An 18,026-nucleotide genomic window follows, 5' to 3' on the forward strand; every position below is an offset into this window, starting at 1 on the left:
GCTGCTAAGAGGGAGCTTATCATTTGCAGGGCTTATCCGCCGAAACGCAAAAAAAGGGCTGTTCCTTTGGTGGAGCAGCCCTTTTCAACTCTATGACATAAAAGCGCTTTCTTGCTTGTAATATAACTGTAATGTTTGTTCAATGTTTCTTTAATATTCCCTGTTTATAATAACAGCATGACCCCCTTTTTTATATAATATATGTTTTGGACCTACAACAGTGGTTTGTAGGTCTTTTTCTTTTTTCGGGAAATTTCTACAAAGTTTCTTGACTTTAGTGCGGCGGTTCATTAGAATCTAAAAATATAATGTTTTGGGTATACTATATTTATGAATAACGGATTTCATGACGGGAACAAGTACTCCATCCCCACAAGACCAGAGAAGAATCCCTTGGCTGTAAGGATTCGCTTGATGAGTGGACGAATGACCTCCCCGAGAACAGACGGCGAAGCAAGCACCGGTTAACCGGTGGGATAGACAGTAGCCGAACTGCGCGGCCGGGCGTTATACGGATGAAGCGGATGGTTGAACACATGTTAGGATGTGTCGCCGCCGGAATGTGGGTGGTACCACGGGTGATAAATTAAACATCTCTCGTCCCTGTTGTCTTAGGACAGCGGGGCGGGAGATTTTTTAGTTTCACGGCTTGTTGAGAAATGACTCCCTAGGAGTTTTTCCATAGTTAAACAGATCTAGGCAAGGGACATGTTCAAAAGGTGAGTATGTCATAGGACGCGGAGGGATGAAGATGGCAAACGAGAAATTCGAGAAACCGACAGGCACGCAGGACATCCTGCCAGGAGCCGTCGAGAAATGGCAGTTTATCGAGGAGAAGGCACGGGATCTATGCCGGAGGTACAACTACCGCGAAATTCGCACACCGATCTTCGAACAGACCGAATTGTTCGAACGCGGGGTCGGCGAAACGACGGATATCGTTGAGAAGGAAATGTACACGTTCAAGGACAAAGGGGATCGCAGCATGACACTTCGTCCGGAAGGGACGGCAGGCGTCGTTCGGGCTTACGTGCAAAACAAGCTGTATGGAGAGCCCGATGTCACGAAGCTGTACTATATGGGGCCCATGTTCCGCTATGAGCGGCCGCAGGCGGGCCGATACCGCCAGTTCCACCAGTTCGGCGTAGAGGTGTTCGGCACCGCGGATCCGGCTATCGATGCCGAGGTCATTGCGCTGGGTTACAGCTTCTACAAGGAACTTGGACTGAACGGGGTAAAAGCAGAGATTAACTCCGTGGGAACGCCCGAGGTAAGGGCAGCTTACCGCAGCGCGCTGCTTGCTTTCCTGGAACCGATGAAAGACAGCCTTTGCTCGGACTGCCAGTCGCGCATGGAACGCAACCCGCTTCGCGTGCTGGATTGCAAGAAGGACCAAGGGAAGTTCGGTGATGCGCCTTCGATCCTGGACAGCCTGGACGAGGAGTGCAGCACGCATTTCGAGAAAGTCAAAGGGCACCTGGACGCCATGGGCATCGAGTATGAAATCAATCCAAGACTGGTTCGGGGATTGGACTATTACACGCATACCGCCTTCGAATTCAAGGCCCAAGGCATCGGCGCGATTGATACGGTAGGCGGCGGCGGACGCTTCAACGGTCTCGTCGGCCAGATCGGCGGACCGGATCAGCCGGGCATCGGGTTCGGCATCGGCCTTGAGCGTATCCAATTGATTCTGGAGCATCAAGGCGTCAATCTGTCGGCCTCGAAGCCGCTGGACGTTTATCTGGTGGCGCTGGGTGAAGCCGCCGAACGGGAATTGGCGAAATTGATCTACGATCTCCGCAGCAAAGGCGTGTCCGCGGAGCGCGATTATCTCGGCCGGAAAATGAAAGCCCAGATGAAATCGGCCGATCGTCTGCAAGCCCGTTATACCGCCATTCTGGGCGACGACGAGCTGGCACGCGGCGAAATCGCGTTGAAGTCGATGGAGACCGGCGAGCAGCGAACCGTTAGGCTGGATAGCCTGGTCCAGGAATTTGTTTAATCGCCGTAAAGCGGCTTAATTATACTAAAGGGGAATGATAACCGATGAAAAGGACGCATCATTGCGGTCACTTGACAACCGCGAACATTGGAGAAACTGTGACACTGAACGGATGGGTACAAACCCGCCGGGACTTGGGCGGCGTGCTGTTCATCGATCTGCGCGATCGCAGCGGCATCATGCAAATCGTATTTAACCCGGATTTCTCCGGCGAGGCATTGGCCGTTGCCGATAAAGTCCGCAGCGAATTCGTGGTGGCCGTATCCGGGAAAGTCGTAAAGCGCGATCCGGAAACGTTCAACCCGAACCTGCCGACAGGCGAAATCGAAGTACAAGTAACCAGCATCGAAGTGCTGAACGCAGCCAAAACGCCTCCGTTCTTTATCGAAGACGGCGTGGAAGTGGATGAGCAGCTCCGCCTGAAGTATCGTTATCTGGACCTTCGCCGTCCGGAGATGCAAAAAACGCTGATGCTGCGCTCCAAAGCATCGAAAGTATTCCGCGACTTCCTGGACGATGAGGGCTTCGTGGATGTGGAGACGCCAATTCTGACCAAGAGCTCGCCGGAAGGCGCGCGCGACTATCTCGTACCGAGCCGAGTACACGCAGGCGAATTCTTTGCGCTTCCGCAATCCCCGCAAATCTACAAGCAGCTCCTTATGGTGAGCGGGCTTGAGCGTTACTACCAAATTGCGCGCTGCTTCCGTGACGAAGACTTGCGGGCCGACCGTCAGCCGGAGTTTACCCAGGTCGACATCGAGACGTCCTTCATGGATCGGGAAGACCTGCTGAACATGATGGAGCAGCTGATGGTGAAGCTGTTCAAGGAAACCATCGGCGTTGAGCTGGCGACGCCGTTCCAGCGTATCAGTTATGCCGACGCCATGGGCAAATACGGCTCTGATAAGCCGGATCTCCGCTTCGGCATGGAACTGATCGAAATGAACGACATCGTTGCAAGCAGCGGCGTCAAAGTATTCTCTTCCGTCATTGAAAAAGGCGGCGAAGTGAAGTGTTTGAACGCTAAAGGCTGCGGCACCTGGACCCGTAAGGAAATTGACGATCTGGGACCGTATGCAGCCCGTTACGGAGCGAAGGGTCTTGCCTGGATTCAAGTGAAAGAGGGCGAATTCAAAGGGCCAATCGTGAAATTCTTCAGCGAGCAGGAAATTGAAGCGGTAAGAGAACGCACGGGAGCCGAAGACGGAGACCTACTGCTGTTCTCCGCAGACAACAAAAAAGTGGTTGCCGACGTGCTTGGCGCGCTCCGTTTGAAAATCGGGCGCCAGCTTGGCCTGATCAACGACAACGAATACAAGTTCGCTTGGGTGCTGGACTTCCCGCTGTTCAGTTATGACGAAGAGGCGAAGCGCTATGTGGCCGAGCATCATCCGTTCACCCGTCCAAAAGACGAGGATCTGGAATTGATGGATACGGATCCGCTTGCCGTACGCGCTGAAGCTTACGACATCGTTCTGAATGGATACGAAGTAGGCGGCGGTTCCATGCGGATTTACAAACGCGAGATCCAAGAGAAAATGTTTGCGGCTCTTGGCATGTCGCCGGAAGTGGCGCACGATAAATTCGGCTATCTTATGGACGCCTTTGAGTACGGCACGCCTCCGCACGGCGGAATCGCCTTCGGGTTGGACCGTTTGGTCATGCTGCTTGCCGGACGCACCAATCTGCGCGAAACGATTGCGTTCCCAAAAACGGCAAGCGCAACGGATTTGTTGATGGACGCTCCTTCCCAGGTGGACGGAGGACAGCTGGAGCAGCTGCATATCAAACTCGCCAAGAAGCCGGGCGACGAGAAAAAATAAGCCTGTTGTTCTTGATAAAGGAGGTTGCTTGAATTATGCTGCACCAATTTTCCCGAACGGAATTAGCCATCGGTCCCGAAGGCCTTGAAGTGATGAAGAACAGCACCGTGGCGGTGCTGGGTATCGGCGGCGTGGGTTCCATTGCGGTGGAGGCCCTCGCCCGAACCGGAGTCGGCCGCATCATTCTGATCGACAAAGACGTGGTGGACATCACGAACATCAATCGGCAGATCCACGCGTTAACGACGACGGTGGGTCAGAAGAAAGCGGATTTGATGGTCGATCGGGTCAAACTGATCAATCCGGAATGTGAAGCGATCGCCCTGAACATGTTCTACACCGAAGAAACGTATGAAGAGCTGTTTAAGTACGAGCTGGATTATGTGATCGATGCCTCGGATACGATTATTTATAAAGTGCATTTAATCAAGGAGTGCCTGCGTCGCGGCATTCCGATCATCTCGAGCATGGGCGCGGCCAACAAAATGGACCCGACGAAGTTCCAGGTGGCCGACATCTCCAAAACCTCCATGGACCCGATTGCCCGAATCGTGCGCACCAAGCTGCGCAAGGACGGCATTAAGAAAGGGGTCAAGGTCGTGTTCTCTCTGGAAGAGCCGATGAAGCCCCGCCAGGACGTGACGGAGAAAATCGTGCCCGAGAATGCTCCGGAAATCCGGAAGGCGAAGCAGCCGCCGGCAAGCAATGCGTTCGTGCCGCCTGTGGCGGGCCTGATCATGGTTAGCGTGACGGTGAAAGAGCTGCTCGAAAAAGGCGGCGTCTCGTTATAACGGAGTGTCCGGACACATTTAAACTCGGATCGAGAAAACGATAGACAAAAGGAAGGCTGAAAGAAAGAACAGCCTTTCGGTAAAATTGAGCGTGGTTAACCAAACGCAGTGTCCAGCAATGGACGCTGCGTTTTTTGCTGCCGTGGACAAGCGATTAGGACAGCAAACCCAAACAATAAAATTCCTGTGACAGCGCTTTGCTAGTATATCCCGGCGAGTTGTGCTACAATGGAACTCCTTTTTGTGTCACGGCCCTAAAGCCAGACTTCGATACGAAAAAATATGTTCTTAGGAGGTAACTGAAAGTGTCAGAATCTTTTCAAAGTGCCTATCAAGAAGAAGAGTCAAGGCTAAACGAGGTTATCGTTGAAATTGACCGACAGCTTGAACGGCTGCGCGGTATTCCGGTATACACGGGCCATGATTTTACGGAGCAGGTGCTCGAGGCAGGCCGGGAAGAGAAACGGCAGGCCCTCGCCAAAAGCTTGCCGGAGCCTTATTTCGGAAGGCTGGATTTTCAAGAGAACGGAACGGGGGCGAAGAAACCGCTCTACATCGGGAAGATAGGCTTCGACAAGGCGGACGCAGGGGACCATCCAATGGTGATTGATTGGCGGGCTCCGGTCGCGAGTCTATTCTACTCCTTTACGGGCGGTACCGATCCGGCTTCATTCGAAGCACCTGAAGGAATCATCGAGGGGCTTGTGTATTTAAAACGAAACGTCGTGATCCGCAAGCAAATTTTGGAGCGCGTATCGGACACGTACAATCGGGAAAGCGGCGGACCTGCCGTATCCGATGAGTTTTTGGTCTACCGTCTCGGAGAGAACAAGGATAACCGGCTGCGGGATATCGTATCCACGATCCAAGCGGAGCAGGATAAAATCATCCGGGCGGCCAAGAACACCGCCCTCATCATCCAAGGGGTGGCGGGAAGCGGAAAAACGACGGTGGCGCTGCATCGGCTGGCTTATTTGCTTTACCAGTACAAGGAGCAGGTAACGGCCGAGAAAATGATCATATTCGCGCCAAACCTCATGTTCCTGGATTACATATCCGATGTGCTGCCCGAGCTCGGAGTTGGCGATATTCAGCAGCGGACCTTTGGCGATTGGGCGGCGAAGCTGCTTGATATTCAGCTGTCCTCGGAGGATCATGCGCAGACGCTTCATCAGTGGTTCGAGACGGAAACGGGCCAAGGGACGCCGGATATCGACGATAATGTGAGCGGGCGCTATAAAGGCTCCTTAAGGCTGATGGATATCGTGCGTCGCTGCGTGGAGTCCATCGAAGCCGAAGCCCTTCCGGACGGGGATTTCTCTCCATGGGATGGAGCCGTGCTGAAGCAGGAGACGATGGCGGAATGGTTTTACCAGGAATATAAGCCCTATCCGCTGGCGAAACGGAAGGAACGGCTGCTCGCCAGATTACATCGCTGGGCCTTAATGGAGCTGAAGAAATCACCATCGGCGGCCGTGATGAAAGAACGGAAGAAAAAAGCTGCACAACGCGAAAAGGCTTATGCCAATCGCTGGCCGAAATTTGAGCCAATCTCATTATATAAACAGTTATTTGGTGCGGCTAAGGTGACCGGATCGTGGTTTGAAGAGCTCTCCGCTCTTATTCCGTCCGAGGTGCTAGCCGCAACGCGCAAAGATCTGAAGAAGAATGTGGTCCGGGAGGAGGATTTGCCTGCCCTGCTGTATTTCCACTGCTTGCTGAACGATATTTCCTCAGAGCAGCGGTTTGACCACATCGTCATCGATGAAGCCCAGGATTTCTCTCCGTTTCAGGTGGCTGTGCTGGATCTGTTCGTAAGAGGACATTCCTTCACCATACTAGGGGATCTGTCGCAGGGCATTCATGCGTATCGCGGCGTGCATGCGTGGGAAGAAATGAGCTCCCTGTTCAAGGAAGAGGAAACGGCTTATTTTGCGCTGACGCGCAGCTACCGTTCCACGATGGAGATCATTGAATTTGCTAATGGGATACTGGAGAAGGGGGTCGCAAGCGACCTGCTGGCCGTGCCCGTATTCCGTAGCGGCGATGCCGTTCGCCTCATTCCTTATGATGCCGCGAACGCCAGAAGGAAGGATTTGGAGCGGGCCATGGGTGCGCTCATTGCCAAGGAATACCGGACGGTAGCCATTCTCACCCGCACCTTGCGGGAAGCGAAAGAGCTGCATGAGGAGTTAAGCACGTCCTGGCCGATGCTGAATCTGATCGATGGCAGCAAAGGAACGTATCAGGGCGGGTATTCCGTGCTCCCCGTGTATTTGTCCAAAGGTCTTGAGTTCGATGCCGTTGTGGTGGCAGATGCGGACCAGGCGCATTACGCGGAGAAAGCTTGGGATGCCAAGCTAATGTATGTAGGCTGTACGCGTGCACTGCATGAGCTGTGGCTGCTGCATGGGGAGCCGCTGCCATCGTATATCATGGCGGAGGCTTCAGAGATTATGGCGAGCGGCTGGCCTGCGGAGTAAGTGCGATTGCATAAAGGCTGTCGGATCCAGAAGTGTCAATAGATAGAATCGGAAGTCCCGCAGGGATTCACATGGCAGCATGTGTTTGCCTCTGCGGGACTTTTTGTTGTGCAGGGGCTTGCTAGGGGTTTAACCAAGCATTTGGTAGGAGGAGCCGAGATTTTCGATAAACCGGATTAACGTCCAGACAGCGAGGATGGAACAGGCAGCTGCCAGGAGGATGAAGAGGGTCATTTTTCGCTTAGGCTTTCGTTTCAATTCCATAGTCTCCCTTCGTGCATAGTGGTTAAGTGACATGCTTTATAACAAGACCTCATCGTCGTCCTCACTCCGGATTCCCTGCCTGTACTCGTAAAGCATGATGGCTGAACGTATGAAGACGTACAAGCCGAGCAGGAACTGCAGGATGAGGACGGCATACAGCAGGTTTATCGCCAGTCTCTCATCGTCGAGGTAACCGGGGCCGAATGTTTCTTGTAAAAGATGATAGGTGCTGACATGAAGGTAGAGCCCCAGTATACTGATCGCCATATTTATTGCCGCGTTGTACAATTTGCGTACGGATTTTTTGCGAGTCGTCATAAGATTCTCCCCGGATCAGGTTTTTCAAACGCTTCCCTATTGTATGAAACGCTTCCGGTTCGATAAAAGTTGGATATGTTCAAAATAAGATGCAATATCCGAGCCATGGGACGAATGAAGCGTAGGACAGGAAGTTGCCGCAGCGCAGGCACGGCGAATTCGAATATGATATGATAGAGCGTGATGGATTGGAATTGGAACGACTTGTTTTTGCATCGATATCAGACAAGGAAGTGTTGTCATGGATTTATTCAGTATCGGGCGTGAAGGGGACCGGGATTCCCGGCTGCTGGCCGATCGGATGCGCCCTTCGTCGCTGGATGAATATATAGGACAAGAGCATATTATCGGACCGGGCAAACTGCTCCGGCGGGCCATAGAGGCGGACCAGGTCTCGTCGATTTTATTGTACGGCCCGCCGGGATGCGGCAAAACAACGCTTGCGCATATCATCTCCCAGCAAACGAAGGGGCATTTTGTTCGGTTGAACGCGGTGGAAGCCTCGGTTAAGGACGTCAGGGAAGTCATTGAGCAGGCCCAGAGCAACCGCAGCCTGTACGGCACCAAAACGATCCTGTTCCTGGATGAGGTGCACCGGTTCAACAGCTCCAGACAGGACGCGCTGCTGCCTGCCGTAGAGAACGGCACGATTATATTTATCGGCGCGACGACCGAGAACCCCTTTCATTACGTCAACGGGGCCCTAATGAGCCGGTCCACTTTATTCCAGCTTCAGCCGCTGACCAAGGACCATTCCATGATCGCGATGCGGCGCGCGCTGACCGATCAAGACAAGGGTCTTGGATTCATGGATCTCAAGGCCGATGAGGAAGCGCTGGAGCACATTGCAGCCATGGCGAACGGGGATATCCGGCGTGCACTCAATGCGTTGGAGCTGGCCGCGATGACAACGCCGCCGGACGCAAGCGGTACGGTCCATATCACGCTGGAAGTGGCGGAGGAATCGATTCGCCGGCCTACCGTGCGTGCGGACGAGTCCACGCAGTATGATGTGCTGTCCGCCTTTCACAAGAGCATTCGGGGCTCCAGCGATGCGGCGCTGTTCTGGTTTTTGTATGCGGTCGAAAAGCTCGGAATGGACCCGATGGTGTTCATTCGGCGCCTGATCGCTGCCAGCAGCGAGGATATCGGGCTTGCCAATCCCCAAGCCATGGTGCAGGCGGTAAGCGCATTGGATGCGTACCGGAACAACGGCTGGCCGGAAGCCAAGCTGAACATCGCCCAGGCGATCCTGTTCGCCGTGGAGAGCCCGAAATCCGATGGCGTTGTATCCGCCATATCCCGCGCGATGTCCGCCATGGATGAAGTGAAATCGGCGGAGGTTCCGCTGCATCTGCGCGATGCGCATTACTCGGGGGCGGTGAAGCTGGGACATGTCGGCTACAAGTACCCGCACGATTATCCGGGCCATTACGTGAAACAGGAGTATTTGCCGAAGGAGATCTCCCGCCGAGTGTTCTATCAGGCCACGGAGCAGGGGAACGAAGCCAAGATCGCTCACAACCAGCGGCTGCGGCGCGAAGAATAAGGAACTTTAGCGAAAACGGTTCACGGCCGTTAGTTAAGTTAAATGGAGGAAATGAATGATGAAAACAGGGAAACAACGGTTTGTCATCCTGCTGCTGACCGCCGGCCTTATGCTGAGCGGCTGTTCGGGAAAAAGCGCCCAGGAGCAAGGCGTAAGTGGACAGGCAGCCGAGGCGGCGCATGAGCACGGACATCAGACGCAGCTGTCCAACGGGGATATCCAGGAGGCGACGGCTTCGATTGATGAGCTGCCGACCTTTTTGAAGAGCCAGACCAGCGAGCTCCAAACGATTTATGCTTTGTCCGCGCAGGTGAGTGATGTCCTGAAATACATTCCTTGTTATTGCGGCTGCGGGGAAAGTGCCGGTCATGAGAGCAACCTGAACTGTTTTATCGATGAGATTCAGGAGGACGGCACGGTGGTGTGGGACGATCACGGCACCCGCTGCGGGGTGTGTTTGGACATTGCCGTGGAATCTGCCAAAATGAGCAGCGAGGGCATGAGCTTAACGGATATCCGGACCGCGATCGACGAGAAATACAGCACCGGCTATGCCAAGCCGACGCCAACCCCGATGCCGCCTGTGGAAAGTTAAATTGTTATTGGTCAAACAAGAAGGTACCCGATGGTGATCCCAGGATCGCCCGAGGTGCCTTTTTTTGTAGGGCACTATCCCCTACGGGGTTAAGCGTAAGTGCAGCCCTATTCAATTTTAAAGACCGACCATCGTGATCTATATCACAGCATGAAACTATATATGGATGTAAATTGATAAAACAAAACTATATATAGTGTGTTAACGATATGGAGAAGAGGAGTTGTTCCTATTCATGAAGGTCATGAAGAGAGACGGATGCCTGGTGAAATTTGAGACAAGCCGGATCGTGGAGGCGGTGGATAAAGCGTTTATGGCGGTGGAGGGTGTTTCCCGCAAGGATGCTTCCTTGCGGATTGGAGATGAGGTTGCCCACGCCACTGCGGGGATGGAACAGGTTAGCGTGGAGGAGATACAAGATATCGTTGTGGAGCATTTGCAAAGCACGGGTTATCCCGAGGTAGCGGCTGCCTATCAACATTACAGGGAGGCCCGCGATCTGGAGCGGATGCGGCGGGGAGAGCTTTATAAGATCAGCAGGGATGTGATCGGGGTAACCGATTTGGACCTGCTGCGGGAGAACGCGAATCTGAACGGGGAATCCTTCAGCGGAAAAATGAGCCGGATCGGCTCCGAATACTCCAAATGGATGGCAAGCAAATTCATCCTCCCCACAGAGCTCACGAGAGCGGTGAGGGATGGGTATGTATACGTTCATGACCTGGACCAGTATGCGCTGGGAACGACGAACTGCATCTTCATCCCGTTCGGCCGGTTGCTGGCCAAGGGCTTCAATACCGGTAACGGATCGGTCAGGCCGCCGCAGAGCATCATGACCGCCATGGCGCTGGTAGCCATCATCTTTCAATCCCAGCAGAACAGCCAATTCGGCGGCGTGTCCGGCAGCAAAATCGATTGGGATCTCGCGCCGTATGTCGGCAAATCGTTTCGTCGGCATTTTCGCAAAGGGCTGGCCTACTTCGAAGAAGCGGGGCTGGGAGAGGATCGGCCGTATGAACGAGCTCTTGAGGATCACGATATATACATAGACAATGAGCAGCTGAAGGACATATACCCGCGAATCTATCATTACGCCTATAGCGAAACGGTGAATGAAGCAAAGCAGGCCGCGGAATCCTTGATCCATAATTTGAATACGATGAGCAGCCGGGCCGGCGGACAAATTCCTTTCACTTCGCTGAATTACGGCATGTGCACGTCAACCGAAGGAAGGCTGGTGTCCCACGCCCTGTTGGATGCCACGATGAAGGGGCTCGGCGGGGGAGAGACGCCAATATTTCCGCAGCATATTTTCCAGTGCAAGCAGGGGGTCAACCAGGCGAAAGGCGAGCCGAATTACGACCTGTTCCTGAAAGCCGTCGAGTGCTCCAGCCGCAGGCTCTATCCGAATTTCGTCAACGTGGACGCGTCGTTTAATCTCGTCTATTATAACCCGGGCGACCCGGACACGATTATTGCCACCATGGGCTGCAGGACCCGCACGATTTCGGACCGCTTTGGGCGAAACCGCCTGAGCGGCAAGGGCAACCTGTCCTTTAATACGATCAATTTGGTCCGGTTCGGGATTGAACATGGCATCGTCCAAGGGAAGCGGGAAGTGCCGGACCTGAACCGTTTTTATCAACAGCTGGATCATTACATGAGAATTGCGGTGGAGGGCTTGATTCACCGTTACGAGCTGCAGGCCGACCAACCGGCCAAAGCGTCCGATTTCATGATGCGGGAGGGCGTGTGGGAAGGCGGCGAGGCGCTGGCGCCGGAGGATAAGGTGCGCGAGCTGATCAAGCACGGCACCCTGGCGCTTGGATTTATCGGGCTGGCCGAATGCCTGAAGGCGTTGACCGGACGGCATCACGGCGAGGATGAGGACAGCCGCGGGCTGGGGATCGAGATCATCCGGCATATGCGCCGGTTTTGCGATGCAGCCGGTGAAAGGTATAACTTGAACATCACGCTGTTTGCCACGCCTGCAGAAGGGTTATCCGGGAAATTCACGAAGCTGGACCGGCAGACCTTCGGGGTGATCGAGGGTGTGACTGACCGCGAATATTACACGAACTCTTTTCATATACCCGTGTACTATCCGATGGCCGCCTACCGCAAGATCCGTTCCGAAGCTCCTTTCCATGAGCTGTGCAACGCCGGCGCGATTTCGTATGTGGAGCTGGACGGCAACGCAAGGCAGAATACGGCTGCTTTCCGGGATATCGTTCAGTTTGCCCTGCAGCAGAACATCGGATATTTCTCCGTTAACCATCCCGTCGACCGGTGCCCGGCATGCAACTACGAAGGCATTATCGGAAGTGCGTGCCCTGGATGCGGCGCCTTGGAGGCGGATGGAAACTTCCAGCGGCTGCGGCGGGTAACGGGATATTTAACGGGCAATTATACGGAGCGTTTCAATTCGGCCAAGCAGGCCGAGGTTCGGGATCGGGTGAAGCATTTGTGAATGTGTGCGGATACATCCCCGAGAGCATCAATGAAGGCCCCGGACTTCGTGCGGTTCTATTCGTGAGCGGCTGCCGCCATGCCTGCGCCGGATGTTTTAATACGGATTCCTGGGACTTTGAAGCGGGGAAGCCCTTTACCGAAGAAATGTCAGCGGCGATACTGCAGGATATCCTAGACAACCCTTTGCTGGATGGCGTGACCTTATGCGGTGGAGACCCCTTCTTCTCCCCGGAAGAATGTGCGGCATTCGTACGCAGGCTCAGGACCCTATGTCCCGCAAAAAACGTATGGGCCTACACGGGGTTCACCTTCGAAGCGCTGATGAGGCAGCCGAAGCTGCGCGAGTTGGCCCTGCTGTGCGATGTCATCGTTGACGGCAAATTCGAGTTGGAGCGCAGGGATGTCTCGCTTCCTTTCCGGGGCAGCTCGAATCAGCGTTTCATCGATGTAGCCGCCAGCATGGAGCAGGGAATTGCCGTGGAGTTTATTCTTCGCTAGCACGCAAAAAAAAGAGCACACGCTTTACGGAACATTCCGTATCAAGTGTGTGCTCTTCGCGTATCATTCAGCGGATTAATATGGAACTTTATCCGCCGTTTCGATCGTTCCCCCGCCAAGGCATTCGTCCCCTTGATAGAAGACGACGGCTTGTCCCGGCGTGATCGCTTTTTGCGGCTTCGCAAACGCGACATGAACGGTTCCGTCTTCGCGCGGGGTTATGGTTACTTCCTGGTCCGGCTGACGGTAGCGGAATTTGGCGGTGCAGGCGTAGGCGTCTTTGGGCATAGCGTCTTGTCCTGCAATCCAGTTCATTCCGGAGGCAACGAGTCCCGTCGAATACAAGCTCGGATGATCGCCTTGAACAACGTACAAAATATTGTTGGTCAAATCTTTGTCGGCTACGAACCAAGGCTCACCGGAGCCGGATCCGCCGATCCCGAGGCCTTGGCGTTGCCCCAGCGTGTAGTACATCAAGCCGTCATGGCGGCCCTTTACTTCACCGGTGACAATGTCCACCATATCGCCGGATTGGGCGGGGAGGTATTGTCCGAGGAACTCCTTGAAATTCCGCTCGCCGATGAAGCAAACGCCGGTGCTGTCTTTTTTCTTGGCGGTATACAGCCCGGCCTCCTCAGCTAGTCGGCGGACCTCCGGCTTCGGCAGATGCCCGATCGGGAACATCGCCTTGGAAAGCTGCTCTTGGCTCAGCGCATTGAGGAAGTAGGTTTGGTCTTTGTTGCTGTCCACACCCCGCAGCAGCCGGTACTGTCCGTCCTCCTCGATGACGCGGGCATAATGGCCGGTAGCGACGTAGTCGGCTCCCAAGTCCATGGCCTTGTTCAGAAATTCGCCGAATTTGATCTCGCGGTTGCACATGACATCGGGGTTCGGCGTTCTCCCGGCTTTATATTCATCGAGGAAATAGGAAAATACTTTATCGAAGTATTCCTTCTCGAAATTGACGGTATAGTAGGGAATGTCGAGCTGCTCGCACACGCGGCGCACGTCTTCAGCGTCCGCTTCGGCTGTGCAGTAGCCAAGCTCATCGGTATCATCCCAGTTTTTCATAAAGATGCCGATCACTTCATAGCCCTGCTGTTTGAGCAGGAGCGCTGTTACGGAGGAGTCGACTCCTCCCGACATGCCGACAACGATACGAGTGTTATGTTTTTCTTTTGACATCGTTATCACCATTTTCATATTGAATTGTGCCCATGGAGGTATTTTAACATATTGGAACAAGGTTCACACGCTTCATTTTGTCCACTCAGGGTGAACATTTTTCGAGTTTCCAGCTGGAATATTACCCATTGGGGTCCAGGATATGTTACGATAAGCAAGGGTAATGATCGGAATACGGAGAAAAATACAGGATAAGCTGCTTTACTCATGGATTATGCCGTATTTATCGCTCGCCCGCCACCTACAATTCATGTACAGGATGGACATAATATACAAATTACCGAAAGAGGTGTCACCTTTGAAGATATCAACAAAAGGAAGATACGGATTAACGATTATGATGGAGCTGGCCGCCAGGTTCGGCGAAGGGCCGACTTCGCTGAAGAGCATTGCCGAGAAGAACCAGCTGTCGGAACATTATCTTGAGCAGCTGATCGCGCCGCTGCGGAATGCGGGCTTGGTTAAGAGCATCCGCGGTGCATACGGCGGATATATCCTTTCCCGGGACCCGGCATCCATCACGGCAGGGGACGTCATCCGCGTGCTGGAAGGGCCGATATCCCCCGTCGATTTTACGGAAGAGGACGATCCGGCGAAGCGTGACCTCTGGCTCCGAATCCGCGACAGCATCGCTGAAGTGCTGGATTCCACGACGCTGGACTATCTGATCAATTACCATGAACAGTCTGCTGCAGACAACTATATGTTTTACATTTAAGGGTGACGACGGAGATGAAATCAGTATACTTGGATCATGCCGCATCAACCCCGGTTCATCCGGAGGTTGCGGAGCGGATGATGAATGTCATGACGAGCCAATACGGCAATGCTTCGAGCGTCCATGCTTTTGGACGGGAAGCGAAGAAGATCGTGAACGGGGCGCGTGATCGAATAGCGTCTTTGTTAGGATGCCATTCGGACGAGCTGGTGTTTACCGCAGGCGGGACCGAGAGCGATAACCTGGCTGTTCTGGGACTGCTGGAGTCCTTGGGCGCGGAAGGCAGACATGTGATTACGTCAGCGGTGGAGCACCATGCGGTGCTCCACACTTGCCATGAGCTGGAACGGCGGGGCTGCCAGGTTACCTATGTCCCGGTGGACCCTACAGGGCGTGTTTCTGCAGAGGACATTGCGGGCGCGATTCAGGACAACACGGCGCTGGTGACCATCATGTACGGCAACAATGAAGTAGGCACCGTTCAGCCGATCGCCGAAATCGGCGAGTTATGCCGGAGCCGCGGAATCGTATTCCATACCGATGCCGTTCAGGCATTGGGCTCGGAGGCGATCAACTGCCGCGAGCTGCCGGTGGATATGTGGAGCTTTTCCGCCCACAAAATCAACGGGCCGCAGGGCGTAGGCGCTTTGGTCGTCCGCAGGGGACTCAGCGTCTCTCCCCGTCTGTTCGGAGGGCTGCAGGAGAAGAAGCGCCGGGCCGGAACAGAGAATATGGCCGGAATCGCCGGTTTTGCGGCGGCAGTGGAATGGACCGTGCAGAATATGGATACGCGAATCCAGCATTATCGCGAACTGAGATCGACCCTCCTTGACGGGCTTCGTCAGGAGATTGGCGAGAATTCTTTTGTGATCAATGGAAACCCGGAACATCACCTACCTCACATCCTGAATATCAGCTTTCCCGGTGCCAATACGGAGACGATGCTGATGAACCTCGATATGGAAGGAATTGCGGCGGCAAGCGGTTCGGCTTGTACGTCGGGATCCCTGGAAATATCCCATGTACTCCGAGCAATGAAACTTTCTGACCCTGTTTTGCGCTCCGCGATTCGTTTTAGTTTCGGTTTGGGTAATACTACTCAAGAAATGGAGTACACTGCCCAAAAAATTGGAACCATCCTTAATCGGTTACGTAAATAGATGTTAAGGGATTTCTCCTTCTACGGAATAGGGGGTATGCGTTCGTCCATTTCATCCTTGGAAATTGCCCGTCGGTCAGCGTTTTTTGGGAACCGCGGTTGATTTCAAACCATGAAGGATGAGGAGGTGTCCACGGTTATGAAACTTCAAGAAATGATCGGACTGGCTGTATTCGACGTGGAGAACGGTAAGGAAATCGGCAAAATCCACGATTTTATACTAGATGAGAACTGGTTGATTACCGGATTGGAGCTTGAAGGCAAGGCTTTGTTTTCCTCGCATGTGAAAAGCGTCTCATGGGAAGATATCGTAGCCTACGGGGAAGATGCCGTCATGATCCGGAGCCAAGAGGCTGTCCGCAAATTGGGCGCCAACGATATACCGCTTACGTACCTTTTGGGCAAGCGCAAATTGAAAGAGATGCAGGTCCTGACAGAGGATGGTGTCCTGCTCGGTCGTATATCGGATGTTTATTTTGAGCAGGAACAGGGCAATACAATACTAGGGTTGGAAATATCCGATGGATTTGTCTCGGATTTGATCGAAGGTCGCAAATGGCTGCCTTGCACAGCGGAAATGGCTATCGGCGAGAGTGCCGTCATGGTACCCCCGATGAGCGAACAGCGTCTGGAAAAAGCCATTAATTCTGTGAACGGATAGGGTGAGGTAGGATGAAATGTCCAAACTGTAGTTCCAAAGATATCGGAAAAATCGGCTCCCACCAGTTTTATTGCTGGGGTTGCTTTATCGAATTGACGGTTAACGGAGAGAAAATGTCCGTATACCAGGTAGAAGAGGACGGCACGCTCAGCTCGCTGGATGATTTGTTCTTCGGCGATGACATGCAGCCGGATTTTCCTCAGATGCACGCGTCTTCCTGAAGAACGCGTACATAGCGTAAGAACAACGACTCCTTGCTTAAGGCCTGTGCGGCTGAATAGCAGGAGTCTTTTTCATTTTGGCCGGCGGAAATGTTAGTTTATTTCTGGAAGCTTGTACATATACTACAGGGTAGCTTTCGAAAAAAGGAGGGTGCCTGTGTGGAACAGCTAACCGAGAACAAATGGTTTCGGTTGTTGGTTTGGTTGATGCTTGGACTCATCTCCCTTTATTTTGTCTGGCTGCTGCGCCCGCTGTTTCTGGATGTCTATCGTTTTCTTAAGGCCGTCCTGGCGCCATTTTTGGTTGCCATGATCATATCGTATGTGTTGAATCCGATAGTATGCACGCTCTCTGACCGCAAAGTTCCGCGGAGCATTGCGGTGCTGCTCATTTATGCCGTCTTCCTGACTTCGCTGGCGGTCATTCTGATCAATATGATTCCGATGCTGATCCGGCAGCTGGAGGAGCTCAACGAGCACTTGCCTGAATTATCGATGAACGCCCAAAGCCTGATGACCAATCTGGACAGCAGGCTGCTGCCCCCGGGAGTAAGGACAGGCGTCAACAGCTGGTTCCTGCAGATGGAGTCGAGGCTGGCCGGTGGAATTTCGGATTTCATGGACAATATCGGCAACACCATCAACATCCTGTTTAATGTGTTAATTGTTCCGTTCCTGATCTTCTACATATTAAAAGATTTTGAGGTGTTCCAGCGAACCGCCGTATCCTATCTGCCGCGGAGCCGCCGGAAGTCGATTGTCACGCTGCTGAAAGAGATCGACACGGCCCTCGGGAATTATGTCCGCGGACAATTTCTGGTATGCTTGATCATCGGCGTTCTCGCTTATGTGGGGTACATGATCGTGGGCATGCCGTACGCGCTGCTGCTGGCCAGCATCGTGGCGGTGTTCAACATCATTCCGTATCTAGGCCCCTTTCTCGGGGCGGCTCCTGCGCTTGTGATGGCATCCACGATTTCCTGGAGGATGGTGCTGCTGGTGGCGGTGGTCAATATGGTCTGCCAGACGCTGGAGAGCAATGTCATCTCGCCGCAAGTGGTCGGCAAGAAGCTGCATATGCATCCGCTTCTGATCATATTTGCGCTCCTTGTCGGCGGACAGGTGGCAGGAACCGTGGGTCTGATTCTGGCTGTTCCGGTCTTTGCCGTCATCAAAGTGCTGCTGCAGCATGTTTTCGCTTATTATGTCAGGAAGAAATCCGGTTGACCCCTTCGGCCGATAACCAGGCATGTCCATGCATTGACAGATGGATTCCCCCTATAT

Annotated in this window: 15 protein-coding genes; 13 read left to right on the forward strand and 2 right to left on the reverse strand. The window is 53.6% G+C overall.

All coding sequences use genetic code 11. From position 1 onward, the window contains the following. Positions 1-751: 751 nt before the first annotated feature. The 4 genes from hisS (at position 752) to M1D70_RS07835 (ending at position 7,102) form a co-directional block, all read left to right on the forward strand. A complete protein-coding gene (gene hisS, locus M1D70_RS07820; RefSeq protein ID WP_009592773.1) occupies positions 752-2,005 on the forward strand; it encodes a histidine--tRNA ligase in 1,254 nt (417 codons plus the stop codon). A gap of 44 nt (positions 2,006-2,049) precedes the next feature. After that, positions 2,050-3,828, forward strand: a complete 1,779-nt coding sequence (gene aspS / locus M1D70_RS07825) for an aspartate--tRNA ligase (RefSeq protein WP_009592809.1) — start codon at positions 2,050-2,052, stop codon at positions 3,826-3,828. 35 nt (positions 3,829-3,863) lie between these two features. Then, on the forward strand, positions 3,864-4,619 hold the full coding sequence (locus tag M1D70_RS07830) for a tRNA threonylcarbamoyladenosine dehydratase (RefSeq protein WP_009592791.1): 756 nt from the start codon (positions 3,864-3,866) through the stop codon (positions 4,617-4,619). Between the two features lie 305 nt (positions 4,620-4,924). Next, complete coding sequence (locus M1D70_RS07835; protein WP_456289577.1) at positions 4,925-7,102, forward strand: HelD family protein; 2,178 nt, start codon at positions 4,925-4,927, stop codon at positions 7,100-7,102. A gap of 300 nt (positions 7,103-7,402) precedes the next feature. Here the strand turns inward: M1D70_RS07835 and M1D70_RS07840 are convergent, their stop codons facing one another. Beyond that, positions 7,403-7,684, reverse strand: coding sequence for a hypothetical protein (locus M1D70_RS07840; protein WP_009592779.1), 282 nt, complete (start codon positions 7,682-7,684; stop codon positions 7,403-7,405). 241 nt (positions 7,685-7,925) lie between these two features. Here M1D70_RS07840 and M1D70_RS07845 point away from each other — a divergent pair, with 241 nt between their 5' ends. From M1D70_RS07845 to nrdG, 4 genes are all read left to right on the forward strand, one after another. Next, positions 7,926-9,233 carry a replication-associated recombination protein A gene (locus M1D70_RS07845; protein ID WP_009592786.1) on the forward strand — a complete coding sequence of 436 codons (1,308 nt, stop codon included), beginning with the start codon at positions 7,926-7,928 and terminating at the stop codon, positions 9,231-9,233. 55 nt (positions 9,234-9,288) lie between these two features. Beyond that, positions 9,289-9,828 carry a PCYCGC domain-containing protein gene (locus tag M1D70_RS07850; protein ID WP_456289578.1) on the forward strand — a complete coding sequence of 180 codons (540 nt, stop codon included), beginning with the start codon at positions 9,289-9,291 and terminating at the stop codon, positions 9,826-9,828. A gap of 235 nt (positions 9,829-10,063) precedes the next feature. Further along, a complete protein-coding gene (locus M1D70_RS07855) occupies positions 10,064-12,298 on the forward strand; it encodes an anaerobic ribonucleoside triphosphate reductase (protein WP_456289579.1) in 2,235 nt (744 codons plus the stop codon). After that, positions 12,295-12,798, forward strand: a complete 504-nt coding sequence (gene nrdG, locus M1D70_RS07860; RefSeq protein ID WP_009592775.1) for an anaerobic ribonucleoside-triphosphate reductase activating protein — start codon at positions 12,295-12,297, stop codon at positions 12,796-12,798. The genes M1D70_RS07855 and nrdG overlap by 4 nt, the downstream gene beginning before the upstream one ends. Before the next feature lie 75 nt (positions 12,799-12,873). Here the strand turns inward: nrdG and mnmA are convergent, their stop codons facing one another. Then, positions 12,874-13,983, reverse strand: coding sequence for a tRNA 2-thiouridine(34) synthase MnmA (mnmA, locus tag M1D70_RS07865; protein ID WP_456289580.1), 1,110 nt, complete (start codon positions 13,981-13,983; stop codon positions 12,874-12,876). Between the two features lie 298 nt (positions 13,984-14,281). Here mnmA and cymR point away from each other — a divergent pair, with 298 nt between their 5' ends. From cymR to M1D70_RS07890, 5 genes are all read left to right on the forward strand, one after another. Beyond that, on the forward strand, positions 14,282-14,701 hold the full coding sequence (gene cymR / locus M1D70_RS07870; protein ID WP_009592789.1) for a cysteine metabolism transcriptional regulator CymR: 420 nt from the start codon (positions 14,282-14,284) through the stop codon (positions 14,699-14,701). Positions 14,702-14,715: 14 nt separating this feature from the next. Beyond that, positions 14,716-15,861, forward strand: coding sequence for a cysteine desulfurase family protein (locus M1D70_RS07875; protein ID WP_456289581.1), 1,146 nt, complete (start codon positions 14,716-14,718; stop codon positions 15,859-15,861). A 138-nt stretch (positions 15,862-15,999) separates the two neighbouring features. Then, positions 16,000-16,521 carry a PRC-barrel domain-containing protein gene (locus tag M1D70_RS07880; protein WP_009592754.1) on the forward strand — a complete coding sequence of 174 codons (522 nt, stop codon included), beginning with the start codon at positions 16,000-16,002 and terminating at the stop codon, positions 16,519-16,521. Between the two features lie 11 nt (positions 16,522-16,532). Further along, complete coding sequence (locus M1D70_RS07885; protein ID WP_015734058.1) at positions 16,533-16,742, forward strand: hypothetical protein; 210 nt, start codon at positions 16,533-16,535, stop codon at positions 16,740-16,742. A gap of 159 nt (positions 16,743-16,901) precedes the next feature. Continuing rightward, positions 16,902-17,969, forward strand: a complete 1,068-nt coding sequence (locus M1D70_RS07890; RefSeq protein WP_009592785.1) for an AI-2E family transporter — start codon at positions 16,902-16,904, stop codon at positions 17,967-17,969. Positions 17,970-18,026: the final 57 nt, after the last annotated feature.

This window comes from Paenibacillus sp. AK002 (assembly GCF_053903045.1).

Bases quoted from the DNA above. Each gene is read 5' to 3' on its own strand.
- hisS (WP_009592773.1), top strand. From the start codon at position 752: ATGGCAAACGAGAAATTCGAGAAACCGACAGGCACGCAGGACATCCTG.
- aspS (WP_009592809.1), top strand. From the start codon at position 2,050: ATGAAAAGGACGCATCATTGCGGTCACTTGACAACCGCGAACATTGGA.
- M1D70_RS07830 (WP_009592791.1), top strand. From the start codon at position 3,864: ATGCTGCACCAATTTTCCCGAACGGAATTAGCCATCGGTCCCGAAGGC.
- M1D70_RS07840 (WP_009592779.1), bottom strand. From the start codon at position 7,684: ATGACGACTCGCAAAAAATCCGTACGCAAATTGTACAACGCGGCAATA.
- M1D70_RS07845 (WP_009592786.1), top strand. From the start codon at position 7,926: ATGGATTTATTCAGTATCGGGCGTGAAGGGGACCGGGATTCCCGGCTG.
- M1D70_RS07850 (WP_456289578.1), top strand. From the start codon at position 9,289: ATGATGAAAACAGGGAAACAACGGTTTGTCATCCTGCTGCTGACCGCC.
- M1D70_RS07855 (WP_456289579.1), top strand. From the start codon at position 10,064: ATGAAGGTCATGAAGAGAGACGGATGCCTGGTGAAATTTGAGACAAGC.
- mnmA (WP_456289580.1), bottom strand. From the start codon at position 13,983: ATGTCAAAAGAAAAACATAACACTCGTATCGTTGTCGGCATGTCGGGA.
- M1D70_RS07875 (WP_456289581.1), top strand. From the start codon at position 14,716: ATGAAATCAGTATACTTGGATCATGCCGCATCAACCCCGGTTCATCCG.
- M1D70_RS07880 (WP_009592754.1), top strand. From the start codon at position 16,000: ATGAAACTTCAAGAAATGATCGGACTGGCTGTATTCGACGTGGAGAAC.
- M1D70_RS07885 (WP_015734058.1), top strand. From the start codon at position 16,533: ATGAAATGTCCAAACTGTAGTTCCAAAGATATCGGAAAAATCGGCTCC.